The organism is Caballeronia sp. LZ033 (genome assembly GCF_031451265.1).
In the GTDB taxonomy this organism is placed as follows: Bacteria; Pseudomonadota; Gammaproteobacteria; order Burkholderiales; family Burkholderiaceae; genus Caballeronia.
The window spans coordinates 3118850-3131605 of record NZ_JARUXQ010000001.1 but is presented as its reverse complement, the minus strand read 5'-3'; the positions used below and the strand labels follow the sequence as shown (position 1 = coordinate 3131605).

14 protein-coding genes and 1 riboswitch are annotated in these 12756 nt (G+C 66.8%); of the genes, 9 read left to right on the top strand and 5 right to left on the bottom strand.

Annotated features, from left to right (window positions below; all coding sequences use genetic code 11):
* Positions 1-28: 28 nt before the first annotated feature.
* From fliH to fliF, 3 genes are read right to left on the bottom strand one after another with little or no spacing between them, the layout of a single operon-like run.
* On the bottom strand, positions 29-721 hold the full coding sequence (fliH, locus tag QCE62_RS14650; protein WP_404984622.1) for a flagellar assembly protein FliH: 693 nt from the start codon (positions 719-721) through the stop codon (positions 29-31).
* Complete coding sequence (gene fliG, locus QCE62_RS14645; protein WP_309919111.1) at positions 708-1703, bottom strand: flagellar motor switch protein FliG; 996 nt, start codon at positions 1701-1703, stop codon at positions 708-710. The genes fliH and fliG overlap by 14 nt, the downstream gene beginning before the upstream one ends.
* Positions 1693-3468 carry a flagellar basal-body MS-ring/collar protein FliF gene (gene fliF, locus QCE62_RS14640; protein WP_309919108.1) on the bottom strand — a complete coding sequence of 592 codons (1776 nt, stop codon included), beginning with the start codon at positions 3466-3468 and terminating at the stop codon, positions 1693-1695. The genes fliG and fliF overlap by 11 nt, the downstream gene beginning before the upstream one ends.
* A 297-nt stretch (positions 3469-3765) precedes the next feature.
* Between fliF and fliE the strand changes: the two genes are divergently transcribed.
* The 6 genes from fliE (at position 3766) to QCE62_RS14610 (ending at position 6881) form a co-directional block, all read left to right on the top strand.
* Positions 3766-4134: a flagellar hook-basal body complex protein FliE gene (gene fliE, locus QCE62_RS14635; RefSeq protein ID WP_309898244.1), complete on the top strand. Its 369-nt coding sequence runs from the start codon at positions 3766-3768 to the stop codon at positions 4132-4134.
* Positions 4135-4371: 237 nt separating this feature from the next.
* A complete protein-coding gene (gene fliS, locus QCE62_RS14630; RefSeq protein WP_309810687.1) occupies positions 4372-4791 on the top strand; it encodes a flagellar export chaperone FliS in 420 nt (139 codons plus the stop codon).
* A 29-nt stretch (positions 4792-4820) separates the two neighbouring features.
* Entirely contained in the window at positions 4821-5150 is a 330-nt protein-coding gene (locus tag QCE62_RS14625; protein ID WP_309810684.1) for a flagellar protein FliT, read from the top strand.
* A 109-nt stretch (positions 5151-5259) separates the two neighbouring features.
* Complete coding sequence (locus QCE62_RS14620; protein WP_309919105.1) at positions 5260-6279, top strand: flagellar hook-length control protein FliK; 1020 nt, start codon at positions 5260-5262, stop codon at positions 6277-6279.
* 18 nt (positions 6280-6297) lie between these two features.
* On the top strand, positions 6298-6564 hold the full coding sequence (locus QCE62_RS14615; protein ID WP_309919102.1) for a hypothetical protein: 267 nt from the start codon (positions 6298-6300) through the stop codon (positions 6562-6564).
* Entirely contained in the window at positions 6561-6881 is a 321-nt protein-coding gene (locus QCE62_RS14610) for an EscU/YscU/HrcU family type III secretion system export apparatus switch protein (RefSeq protein ID WP_309931289.1), read from the top strand. Before QCE62_RS14615 ends, QCE62_RS14610 begins: the two co-directional genes overlap by 4 nt.
* Positions 6882-6900: 19 nt before the next feature.
* Here QCE62_RS14610 and QCE62_RS14605 read toward each other — a convergent pair whose 3' ends face one another.
* Together QCE62_RS14605 and QCE62_RS14600 are read right to left on the bottom strand one after the other, a co-directional pair.
* Positions 6901-8619 carry an isovaleryl-CoA dehydrogenase gene (locus QCE62_RS14605; RefSeq protein ID WP_309919100.1) on the bottom strand — a complete coding sequence of 573 codons (1719 nt, stop codon included), beginning with the start codon at positions 8617-8619 and terminating at the stop codon, positions 6901-6903.
* Between the two features lie 119 nt (positions 8620-8738).
* On the bottom strand, positions 8739-9683 hold the full coding sequence (locus QCE62_RS14600) for a LysR substrate-binding domain-containing protein (protein ID WP_309810676.1): 945 nt from the start codon (positions 9681-9683) through the stop codon (positions 8739-8741).
* A gap of 130 nt (positions 9684-9813) precedes the next feature.
* Between QCE62_RS14600 and QCE62_RS14595 the strand changes: the two genes are divergently transcribed.
* The 3 genes from QCE62_RS14595 to ahcY all read left to right on the top strand — a co-directional run bounded on the left by QCE62_RS14595 (position 9814) and on the right by ahcY (position 12695).
* Positions 9814-10272 carry a CidA/LrgA family protein gene (locus tag QCE62_RS14595; RefSeq protein WP_309919098.1) on the top strand — a complete coding sequence of 153 codons (459 nt, stop codon included), beginning with the start codon at positions 9814-9816 and terminating at the stop codon, positions 10270-10272.
* Positions 10273-10289: 17 nt separating this feature from the next.
* Positions 10290-11012: an LrgB family protein gene (locus QCE62_RS14590; RefSeq protein WP_309919095.1), complete on the top strand. Its 723-nt coding sequence runs from the start codon at positions 10290-10292 to the stop codon at positions 11010-11012.
* A gap of 103 nt (positions 11013-11115) precedes the next feature.
* A riboswitch (S-adenosyl-L-homocysteine riboswitch) is annotated at positions 11116-11241 on the top strand.
* 32 nt (positions 11242-11273) lie between these two features.
* Positions 11274-12695, top strand: coding sequence for an adenosylhomocysteinase (gene ahcY, locus QCE62_RS14585; RefSeq protein WP_309810667.1), 1422 nt, complete (start codon positions 11274-11276; stop codon positions 12693-12695).
* Positions 12696-12756 lie beyond the last annotated feature (61 nt).

The following is a 12756-nucleotide window of genomic DNA, read 5'->3' as shown; positions in this document are numbered from 1 at the left end:
GGATGCACGGCCGACGATGCGGGTTGATTTACCACGGCTTGTGTCTCCCGAGGGCAGCCACGACGCGCTCCCAGCGCGATACATTGGTCGAGTCGACTTCGCCCGTCGCCGCATGCGCCTTGCAGCCGCCGCGCTCGACGATCGGGTCGGGACGCACGGTCCAACCGGCGCCTTCGAGTTCATCCTTCAAATAGGCATCGACGACCGGCATGTCGGCCGGATTGACGATCAGCGTCGGCGCGCCCGACAGTTCCGGTTCCGCCGCGATCACCTCGCGCGCCACCGCGACCAGCGCGGTCGGATCGAGCGCGAGATGCTGGCGCACGACCTGTTGCGCGATATCGACCGCCAGTTCGGCGAGCGCTTCCGCGATGGCCGCATCCGCCGCCTGCAACGCGGTCTTAAAGCTGTCCGCGATTTCGGCGAGACGCGCGGCCTGCGCCAGCGCTTCCTTGCGGCCGTCTTCGAAACCCTTCGCCTGGCCTTGTTCGTAGCCGGCCTGATAGCCGAGCGCCTGGCCCGCGACGTGACCCTTGGCGAGTCCCTGTGCATGCGCGTCTTCCTCGACGCGGCGCAGATGCGTTTCGAGCGCGGCCTGTTCCGCCGCGCTGTTGTCGACCTTGACGTTGACCGGATCGAAGGACGCCATCTCCCAGCGCTGGTACGCCGAGAGCGGAGCCTTGTCCGGGCCCTTGTGCGCGCGGGCGTCAGACATACGCATCCTCCGCCTTGCCACCCAGCTGGATCTGGCCGTTTTCCGCGAGGTTGCGGACGATCTGCAGGACCTTGCGCTGCTGCTGCTCCACTTCCGACACGCGCACCGGACCGCGCGAATCGAGGTCTTCCGCAAGCAGTTCGGCGGCGCGCTGCGACATGTTCGACAGGAACTTCTGGCGCAGCGCCGGCTGCGCGCCCTTCAGCGAGACGATCAGCGTCTCGGACTCCACTTCCTTCAGCAGCAGCTGGATCGCGCGGTCTTCGAGGTCGAGCAGGTTCTCGAACACGAACATCTGGTCGATGATCTTCTGCGCGAGTTCCGCGTCGTACTCGCGGACGTTCGAGATCACGCCTTCCTCATGGTTGCTCGACATGAAGTTGAGAATCTCGGCCGCCGTGCGGATGCCGCCCATCGGCGCGCGCTTCAGGTTGTCGCTGCCGGAGAGGAGGGTGGTCAGCACGTCGTCGAGTTCGCGCAGCGCGGCGGGCTGGATGCCGTCGAGCGTCGCAATGCGCAGCAGCACGTCGTTGCGCAGACGGTCGGTCAACAGCGAGACGATCTCCGACGCCTGATCGCGGTCCAGGTGCACGAGGATCGTCGCGATGATCTGCGGATGCTCGTTCTTGATCAGTTCCGCGACCGCGCCCGAGTCCATCCACTTGAGGCCTTCGATGCCGCTCGTGTCGCTGCCCTGCAGGATCCGGTCGATCAGCGCGCCGGCCTTGGTTTCGCCGAGCGCCTTGGTCAGCACCGAGCGGATGTACTCGCTCGAATCGAGCGACAGCGCCGTGTGCTGCTCCGCCTCGCTGACGAATTCGGTCAGCACGTTGTCGAGCTGCTCGCGCGTCACGTTCTTCAACGCCGCCATGGTCGCGCCGATCTTCTGCACTTCGCGCGGTGCGAGGTACTTGAAAACTTCGGCGGCTTCTTCCTCGCCGATCGACATCAGCAGGAGCGCGGCTTTATTCAGGCCTTCAGCGTTCATCGGACACCCAGTTCTTGACGACCGTCGCAACGATTCTCGCGTCCTGACGCGCGACCATGCGCGCGTAGTCGAGATTGCGATCGAATTTGGCTTTCTTGCTTTCGTGACCGAGGAGACTCACCTCGGCATCCTTGTCTTCATCGTCCTTCTTGTCGCCGCCGGCCGCGGGGCCGTCGAGCAGCGAGAGTTCGTCCGGTGCGGCCAGCGACGGCGCCATTTCGGGCGGCGGCGGGAACGCACGGCGCATCGCCGGCTTCACCATGCTGAAGTACAGGAACAGGCCGACGATGCCGATGCCCAGGTACTTCGCCGCCTGGATGCCCATGCCGATCGACTCCGGCGTCTTCCACCACGGCACGTCCGGCGTCACGTTCAGGTCGGCGGAGAACGCGCTGTTGACCACGTTCACCGAGTCGCCGCGCTTGTCGTCGAAGCCCATCGCGTCCTTCACGAGCTGCTGCACCTGCGCGAGCTTGTCGGCGGCGAGCGGGGTCATCGTCACGTTGCCCTTGGCGTCGACCTTCTTCTCGTAATTCACGACCACCGCCACCGACAGGCGCTTGATGCCGCCGGTCGCCTGCTCGAAGTGGCGCACGGTGCGGTCCACTTCGTAGTTGGTCGTGGTGTCCTTGCGCTCGTTCTTCGGCGTGGACTTCGCGCCCGCGCCGGCTGCGCCGGACGCGGCGGCATCGACGGGCGCGGAGGCGGCTTGCGGCGGCTGGTTCGAGAGCGCGCCCGGCACGCCGGATGCGCCGCTGCCCGAGGTTTCGCTCGATTCGCTCGACTGCTGGCTGCGGATCGCGGTGTTCTGCGCGTTGCCGTTCGGGCCGTAGCTTTCGGCGGTCTGCTCGAGCTTCGAGAAATCGATGTCCGCGCTGACCTGCGAGCGGGCGTTGCCGGCGCCAAACAGCGGCGCGAGGATCGCGTCGATGCGCTTCTGCGTGTTGTGCTCGATCTGCTGCACGTACTTCAGCTGCGAGGCGTCGAGGCCGTTGGCGACGCTCTGGCTGGTGAGCAGGTTGCCGTCCTGATCGACGATATTGACGTTCTTGACCGGCATGTCCGCCACGCCCGACGCCACCATGTGCGCGATCGCCAGCACCTGGCCTTCGTCGAGCACGCGTCCCGGATACAGGTTGACCATCACGGAGGCGGTCGGGAGTTCCTTGTCGCGCACGAACACGCTGGGCTTCGGAATGGCCAGATGCACGCGCGCCGACTTCACCGACGAGATCGACCCGATGGTGCGCTCCAGTTCGCCTTCGAGCGCGCGCTGGTAGTTGACCTGCTCGGCGAACTGGCTGATGCCGAACTTCTGGTTGTCCATCAGTTCGAAACCGACCGAACCGGCCTTCGGCAGGCCCTGGCTCGCGAGGCGCAGGCGGGTTTCGTGAACCTGCTCGGCCGGGACGAGGATCGCGCCGCCGCCGTCGGAGAGCTTGTAGGGAATATTGCCCTGCTGGAGCGCGGCAACGATTGCGCCGCCGTCGCGGTCCGAGAGATTGGAGAAGAGGACGCGGTAGTCCGGCTGGCGCGACCACATGACGAGGCCCGCGACGACCATCACCAGAATGGCGACGGCGACGATCAGCGGCACCCGCGGGTTCGAGCGGAACTGGTTGAGCATCGGCACGCGCTGCGCGAAGCCGCCGAAGTCGGCGCCGCCTGCGAGGCCCGGGCCTGCCGTTCCGGCTGTGCCGGGTTGTGCGCCCGCCAGGCCCAGTCTGGCATCGGGCGTGATGAGTGAGTTATTGGGCGTTTCCATTTAGCGTCGAGGCTCCGAATCTTTCGCTTCCACCGCGGCCGCCGGGCTTCTTGAACGGCGGCAGTGGACTTTTCACGATGGGGATTATCCGCAGAAGATTGCAACTCGATTCAGCGAATAGAGCGGGGTTTTCCCCGTTCTTCCCGCGCTTTGAAACGACACCCGCTGCTAAGCTTTTTCGTACTCGGTGAACCTCCGTCATGGCGGCGCCGAACCCAGGCCACCGCTCCCGTGCGGCGCGGGCCGTCCCGCCTTCGGACGCGGTCCGCCGGCTTATCACTGATTTCCGGAGTCCACATGAACTTTCCGATCAATCCGCTCTCGGCCGCGCTCTCCTCCATCCAGTCGATGGCGTCGCAGGCCGCCGGCGGAACGTCCGCCGCGGGCGCTGCTAACGTGGCGACGGGCGCCGTCACAGGCGGCCAGTCGGGCGCGGCCAGCGTGGGCAGCTTCGCCGACGCGCTGAAAACCTCGATCGACAAGATCAGTGACAACCAGACCAAGGCGCTCGGCGAGGCGCATGCGTTTGAAATCGGTTCGCCGAACGTGTCGCTGAACGACGTGATGGTGGATATGCAGAAGGCGAACGTCGGGTTGCAATTCGGCCTGCAGGTGCGCAACAAGCTCGTCTCGGCCTATAACGACGTCATGCAGATCTCGGTCTGACGCGCAGTCAAGCCTGGAATCGAACCGTTCACGGTCTCTCTTCCGATCCTGTCGCCGCCTCCTGAGCCTTGCGTCCTAAAGCTTTGCCGCGTTCCTCCGATAACCCCCATAACAGCACGGCGAACGACGATTCGCTCGCCCCGGCGAGCGAATCGGGCGCCGGCGCCGGTTTGCAGCAGGCCCGAAACCGGACAGACAGCGGATCGCAGCAGGGCATCGTAAAAGGAGAAGCAAGAGATGTATTCCCCAGGACACGCCGGAGCCAACGCCTACGCGCGCGTGGGCGTCCAGACAGGGGTGATGGGAGCGAGCCCGCACCGGCTGATCACGATGCTGTATCAGGGCGCGCGCCAGGCCATCGCGCAGGCGCGCATGCACATCCAGCAGAAGAACATCGGCGGTCGGGGGATGGCGATCGGCAAGGCCATCAGCATCATCGAGAGCGGCTTGCAGCAGGCGCTCAACAAGGACGCGGGCGGCGAGATCGCCGAACGGCTGGACGCGCTGTATACGTATATGTCGCGCCGGCTGCTCGAAGCGAACCTGAAGCAGGACGAGACGATGCTCGTGGAAGTCGACAACTTGCTCGCGACGCTCGAAGAGGCGTGGGTGGGCATCGCACCGGAAGTGGCTCAAATGACCGCGGCGCCCGTATGACGGAAGGCTGCGTCGATTGCCTCGAAAGAATGAAGATGACCCAAGAATATTTCGCCCACTACGAAGCCATTGCGGCGGTTTCCGGCCAGATGCTCGTGGCCGCGCGCGGCGGCGAATGGAGCGAACTGAAGACGTTGCAAGGCACCTACCGCGAGTTGATCGAGCAGCTGAAGGACGTGGATTCCGGCTCGGAGCTCGATGAAAGCGCCCGCGCCCGCAAGCTCGATCTCGTCAAGAAGATCCTGGCCGACGACGCCGCGATCCGCGACCTGACGTCGCCGAGCCTCGCGCGCCTGTCCGCGCTGTTCACGGTCAACAGCCCGGCGCGCGTACTGAAAAAAATGATGGGACTGCGCTGAGCGCAACTGCGCCTGGCCGGAAGCCGGTCACAGCGTACTTGAGGATGTGGGCATGAGTGGACTCGATACTGCGATCGCAAGCTTGCTCGCCAACCGAACCGAGCTCCTGATGTCCGCCCTTCGCGCGCCGAACGGCGTGAGCGGCAGCGGCGTCACCGGCGCGAGCGTCGGACAGACGGGCACGTCGGCCGATACGTCGCTTGTCGGCGGCGCGCCGCAGGCCAGCCTGGCGCCGGCGCCGTCCACCCAGACCGCTTTCTCCAGCGTGGCGCGCACGCTCGACGTGATTTCCCGTTTCGGCGGCGCGACGCCGCCCGTCACCGGCGACGCCCCGCTCTGGCCGACGCCGCCCCGTCCCGCCAGCGCGTTCACGGCGCTTTCGACCGGACTCTTCGACACCGCTTTCTCCTCCAACGCCGCCGCGGTCGCCGCGGCGCGCGCCGCGACGCAGAATCTGCCGCCGCTGCCGGCAGGCGTGCTCGCCACCGAACTGGCGAAGACCGTCGACGAAAGCGGACTCTTCTACGAATCGCACCTCGTGCAATGGCTGGCGGGCCAGCGCAGCAGCGCGTCGCTCGGCAACGAGCCGCAGGCGCGCGTCGACGCCCGCACGCGCGCCTTGCCGCTCGACTTCGTCAGCGATGCCTTGAGCCCCGCCGCCACCGGCGACACCGGCCTCGACGACGCCCGCGCGCCGCAAGCCGCCGCCGCGGATTCCCCCGATTTGCCCGATCTGCCCGATTTCCCCGCGCGCGGCGTCGCGACGCCGCAGACGCCGCAGCAGGCGGCCGCGCTCGCCGCGTCGGTGCGCGATGCGCCGGCCGCGATGCTGTCGAGTTCACAGGGCGCGAACAACGCATACGGCACGAGCGCCGCGTCGGCCCCGGCCGCGCGGCCGAGCGAACACAACTCGGCGCTGCAGGCGTCGGCCGATGCGGGCATTCATCCGGCCACCCTCAATGTCGTGCGCCAGCAGCTCGACGTGCTCGCGAACCAGCAGTTCCGCTGGCAGGGCGAAGCCTGGCCCGGCACGCGCTTCGAGTGGGAGATTGCCCGCGAACCGCGGGATCACCGCTCGCTGGTCGACTCAGCCGAAGAGCGCGCGTTGCGCTCGCGCTTAACTCTTTAGATTACTTCGCTCGGCACCGTGGACGCCGAGCTGGTGCTGACCGGCGACAAGCTGGTCGCGCGCATCAAGGCGGGCGACGCGGGCGCGCGCCGTCTCGCCACCGACGGCCCCGCCTTCGCGCGCCAGTTGGAAGCGGCGGGATTGGCGCTGGCGTCGCTGTCGGTCCGTTCGATGGACGGCTCCACCGATCTCGCCATCTCCGGCGAACCGAATGACAGGAAGCCGGTCAGGTCGCCGCTCGAGCATCTGTTGCGTCCGGCGGCGGGCGAGGGAGGCGCGGCATGAACCAGAACCAGTCGGGGCCGCCGCCGTACACCCGCATGCAGGCCACGGCGCTCGCCTATGAGGCGGGCAATCGCGATGCGACGCCGCGCGTGGTCGCGAAGGGCTACGGCATGGTCGCGGAGATGATCGTGCAGCGCGCGAAGGAGGCGGGGCTGTATGTGCACGAGTCGCCGGAAATGGTGTCGCTGCTGATGCAGGTCGATCTCGACGCGCACATTCCGCCTGCGCTCTATCACGCGGTCGCGGAACTGCTGTCGTGGGTGTATCGGCTGGAAAACGAGGAGCCGTTGCGCGAAGCGGGGCGCGCGCTGCGTTGATCCTTCACCGCCGACGCTTTCACGCCGCGAAGGCGCGGTTCACGAGCGCGGCGTGATCGAAGCGCGCCGGCAGCGTGCCGTAGACCCGCCCCGTGTCGCCCCGCGCGTCGCCGAGGCGCGTCTCGATGAACGCATCCGCCACTTCCTGCGGCGCATGCCGCGCCAGCAAGACACCCTGCGCGCACAGCGCCAGCTGCTGCGCGATGCGCCGCGCCGATGCCTCGCGCGCCGCCGGATCGCCGGTCAATAGCTTCATCAGCGACGCCAGTGCGCCCGCCAGCGCCGGATGCGCGCTGGCCGTCGCGTTCCAGTCGGCGAGCAGCGCGTGCGCGGCGTCCTGTTCGCGCTCGAACGCGCGCAGCACGTCGAGGCACATCACATTGCCCGAGCCTTCCCAGATCGAGTTCACCGGCGCCTCGCGGTAGAAGCGCGCCATCGGCCCGGTTTCGACATAACCGTTGCCGCCCCAGACTTCCATCGCCTCGCCGGTGAATTCGAGCGCGCGCTTGCACACCCAGAACTTCGCGGCCGGCGTCACGATGCGCCGCCACGCGCGCGCTTGCGCCGATCCGCCCGGCGCCGTGCTGTCCTCGAACGCGCCCGCGAGACGCATGAACAACACCGTGGCCGCTTCGGATTCGAGCGCGAGGTCGGCGAGCACGTTGCGCATCAGCGGCTGATCGACGAGCGGCGCGCCGAACGCGCTGCGGCGCCGCGCGTGGTGGATCGCCTGCACGAGCGCCGCGCGCATCAGCGCCGCGCTGCCGATCACGCAATCGAGCCGCGTGAAGTTCGCCATCTCGATGATGGTCGGCACGCCGCGTCCTTCCTCGCCGATCATCACGCCGTAGGCATCGCGGAACTCCACTTCGCTGCTCGCGTTCGAGCGGTTGCCGAGCTTGTCCTTCAGCCGCTGGACCTCGACCGCGTTCTTGCGGCCATCCGGCTGGAAGCGCGGCACGTAGAAACACGACAGCCCGCCTTGTTCTTCGGTGCGCGCGAGCACGAGATGGGCGTCGCATTGCGGCGCGGAGAAAAACCATTTGTGCCCGATCAGCCGATAGGCGCCGCCGCGTCCCGGCGCGCCCAGCGCATGCGCGCGCGTGCGGTTGCTGCGCACGTCCGAGCCGCCCTGTTTCTCGGTCATGCCCATGCCGATCATCATCGAATGCTTGCCGGCTTCCAGGGGGATGTCGCGCGGATCGTGCTCGCGCGACAGCAGCGGCCGGGCAAGCCGCGCGTACAGGTCGGGCTCGTTGCGCAAGACCGGAATGCTGGCGAAGGTCATCGTGATCGGGCACAGCGAACCCGATTCCAGCTGCCCGTGCAGGAAATACGCGGCGCAGCGCGCGGCCATCGATCCCGGCTGCGCGGACGGCTCGAACGGCATCGCGTGCGCGCCCGCCCGGCGCAGACGCCGCAGCAGTTCGTGCCAGGCCGGATGAAACTCCAGCGCGTCGATGCGTTGACCACGCGGGCTGTGGGTCGAAAGCGCCGGTTCGTGCCGGTTGGCCAGCTCCGCGAGCGCGACGACATCCGGCTGCGTCAGCGCCATGCCATCGTTCGAGAGCGCCTCCGCGTGCCATTGCGCGCCCTCGCGGCGGAGCGCCGCGACGAGCGCGTGATCGAAGGCGAATGCGTCATAGCCGACAAGCGGCTCGACCTGATTGGTGACTTCGTGGGTTTGTTGGAACGGCAGAGCAGCGGTGTCGGATGAGGCGGGCGAAATCGCGGACATCTTCGGTCTCCTGGGCGCGGCGCGCACCGGACGGGCCGCGCCGGTTGTCGGCGGGCAGGCGGGGTCCCGCTCGACGGATACTCAACAAATCATAGGCTGTGCAGGTTCACCGCGCGCCGCTATTCGGCCGGCTTGCCACGGCGCCCGCGAGAAAATCCGTCGGCCATGAAGTCCTGGTCGAGATTGGCGGGCAGCATCTCGCGCGCCACCTCGATCCACGCGCGCGCCGCATGCGACAGATAGCCGTTGCGCCGCCAGCCGAGCGCCATGTCCCAGTGGATCTCCGGCTTGACCACCGGTCGGCACGTAAACGCTTCGGCGTCCAGCCGCCGGCAATACGGCGCCGGCAGCAACGCAATGCCGATGCCGGCCTGCACCAGCGCCGAGATGAAGTCCCAATGCCCGCTGCGCCCGACGATGGTCGGCGCAAAACCCGCGTCGCGGCACGCGGCGAGCACGACATCGTTGAGCGCGAGGCTTTCGCCGTAGAACACGAAGGGTTCGGCGGCGAGATCGGCGAGCGCGACTTCCTGCGCGTCGTCCCAGCGCGAGCCCTTCTGCGCCACCAGCCACAGCAGCTGGCGGCTGACGGGAAGCACGTCGAACAGGTCGGCATCGACGGGTTGCAGCACGCCGCCCAGTTCCAGTTCGCCGTCGAGCAGCGCCGCCTCGATCGCCTTCGAGCCGCGCTCGAACAGCTTCAGTTCGACCTTCGGATACCGTTGCCGGAACGCGGCGATGGCCGGCGTGAACAGCGATCCGCCCATCGGCGGAATGCCGATGGTCAGCGTGCCGCGACCGAAGGTGCCGAGATCGTTCAGTTCGGCTTCCAGACGCGCGTGCGCGGCCAGCACTTCGGCGCCGCGTTGCCAGACGATCTGCCCGACATCGGTGAGCACCATCTGACGGCCTTCGCGCAGCAGCAGCGGCGAGCCGACCTCGTCCTCCAGCGCCTTCACCATCTTGCTGATGGTCGGCTGGGTCACGAACATGTGTTCGGCGGCGGCGGTAAAGCTCTTTTGCTTCACCACTTCGATGAAGTACCGCAAAGCGCGTAGTTCCATCGTCGGCTCCCGGATTCCGGATTGGAATGATTTGAATAAGGTTAAGTCATTTTTATTATGCTTGGGGCGCCCATATACTCGGTCTACAGGTTAACCCTAGTTCAACGCCCAAGACCCCGAGAAGACCGCCATGTCCGCCGCCCTCGCCAGCCCCGCCCAAACCCGCAACGCCCGTGGCGCGTTTGGCCGCTTCGTGCGCGTCGCACTGCAATCGACAGTGCTGGCCGCGATCTGGGCCGCCGCGGATTTTGTCGCGCGCAAGTTGTCGCTGCCGGTTCCGGGCGGCGTCGTGGGGCTGGTCGCGCTGCTGGCGCTGTTGTTCTGCGGCGGCATCGCGCCGCGCTGGGTCAAGGCCGGCGCCGACTGGCTGCTGGCGGACATGCTGCTGTTCTTCATCCCGGCCGCCGTCGCGGCGGTCCAGTACGGCGGCCTGTTTCTGGAAGACGGCTGGCGGCTCGCGCTGGTGGTGGTCGGCGGAACGCTGATGGTGATGGTCGCGGTGGCCTTCGCCGTCGATCGTGCCGCGCGTCTCGAGCGGCGTCTCGCATTGCGCCGCGCGCTCGTCACGCGGCACGCCGCCCGCGTCTGAACACCCCGAGCGCCGCCATGAACCACTTCTACGAATCCCTGTTCGCCGACGATTCCGCCCGTCTGATCGCGGCGGGCTGCCTGGTTCTGACCGTGGCGCTGTACTTCGCGGCCAAGCAGCTCTACGCACGCTTCCGGCGTCCGTGGCTCACGCCGCTGCTGGCGGTGCCAGTGGTGCTCGGGATCATCGTCGTGATGGCCCGCATTCCGTACCAGGTCTACTTCGCCGACACGCGCTGGCTCATGTGGCTGCTCGGCCCTGCCACCGTGGCCTTCGCCGTGCCGATCTACGAATACCGCACGCTCATCAAGCGGCACTGGATCTCGCTGACCGTCGGCGTGACGGTCGGCATTCTGGTGGCGGTGGGCGGCTCGCTGGCGCTGGCCAAGCTGCTGCATCTGTCGCCGGAACTGCAGCGCAGCCTCGCAACGCGCTCCGTCTCCACGCCGTTCGCATTGGCCGTGTCGGACAAGATCCATGCGCCCAAGGACCTCACCGCGCTGTTCGTGATCGCCACCGGCGTGTGCGGCATGCTGTTCGGCGAAATCGTGCTGGCGCTCCTGCCGCTGCGCACGCGGCTCGCGCGCGGCGCGCTGTTCGGCGCGGCGGCGCATGGCGTCGGCACGGCGAAGGCGCGTGAGCTCGGCAGCGAGGAAGGCGTCGTCGCGAGCCTGACCATGATGATCGCGGGCGTCGCCATGGTCCTGCTCGCGCCGCTCTTGTCCATCCTTCCTTTCTGATCCCGAAACGCGGCCCGGCAGTCTCGCACCGGCCCGCCAAAAACCCGCTTCGGCGCGCGGCCGTTGCGCCTTCGTCCGACGAGTCTTTGCTACAATCGGCGTTCGCTTCCGAGGAGCGTTGCGACGGGCTTTCAAAACGCCCGCCAGGCTCGGAGCATTCAATCCGGACGGTTCGAAGGCATGTGCAATGCCCCCCAGAGCCCCCGCATTCGAACGGCGCTCACGTCAACATTTCTAGTCTTTTTAGAAAAGGAGGGCGTGATGAACGCCGCAGTTCTCGATTCCAAGGATTCCAAGGATTACGTCGTCGCCGACATGTCGCTGGCCGCATGGGGCCGGAAAGAACTCGACATTGCCGAAACGGAAATGCCGGGTCTCATCCAGACGCGCGAAGAGTACAAGGCGCAGCAGCCGCTGAAGGGCGCGCGCGTCGCCGGTTCGCTGCACATGACCATCCAGACGGGCGTGCTGATCGAAACGCTCACGGCGCTGGGCGCGGACGTGCGCTGGGCATCGTGCAACATCTTCTCGACGCAGGATCACGCCGCCGCCGCGATCGCCGCAGGCGGCACGCCGGTGTTCGCGTTCAAGGGCGAATCGCTCGACGAGTACTGGGAATTTTCGCACCGCATCTTCGAATGGCCGAACGGCGAATTCGCCAACATGATCCTGGACGACGGCGGCGACGCCACGTTGCTGCTGATCCTCGGCGCGAAGGCTGAAAAGGACCGCTCGGTCATCAGCAAGCCGACCAACGAAGAAGAAGTCGCGCTGTACAAGTCCATCGGCAAGCATCTGGATGCCGATCCGACGTGGTATTCCACGCGCCTGTCGCACATCCAGGGCGTGACGGAAGAAACCACCACGGGCGTGCACCGCCTGTATCAGATGGAAAAGGAAGGCCGCCTGCCGTTCCCCGCCATCAACGTCAACGATTCGGTCACGAAGTCGAAGTTCGACAACCTGTATGGCTGCCGTGAATCGCTCGTGGACGGCATCAAGCGCGCCACCGATGTGATGATCGCCGGCAAGGTCGCCGTGGTTGCGGGTTACGGCGACGTGGGCAAGGGCTGCGCGCAGTCGCTGCGCGGTCTGGGCGCCACCGTGTGGGTCACGGAAATCGATCCGATCTGCGCGCTGCAGGCCGCGATGGAAGGCTACCGCGTCGTGACGATGGAATACGCCGCCGACAAGGCCGACATCTTCGTGACCGCCACCGGCAACTATCACGTGATCAACCACGATCACATGAAGGCCATGCGCAACAACGCGATCGTCTGCAACATCGGCCACTTCGACTCCGAAATCGACATCGCCTCGACGCGCCAGTACACCTGGGACAACATCAAGCCGCAGGTCGATCACATCATCTTCCCGGACGGCAAGAAGATCATCATCCTGGCTGAAGGCCGCCTCGTGAACCTCGGCTGCGCAACGGGCCATCCGTCCTTCGTGATGTCGAACTCGTTCACGAACCAGACGCTCGCGCAGATCGAACTGTTCTGCCAGGGCGACAAGTACGAGAACAAGGTCTACGTGCTGCCGAAGCATCTCGACGAGAAGGTCGCGCGCCTGCATCTGGGCCGCATCGGCGCGGAACTGACCGTGCTGTCCGACGAGCAGGCCGGCTATATCGGCGTCGGCAAGAACGGTCCGTTCAAGCCGAACCACTACCGCTATTAACCGCCGGCGGCGACCCGCGTCCGCACGGATGCCCGCGCATCCGTGCGGCGCCGGCGACCTG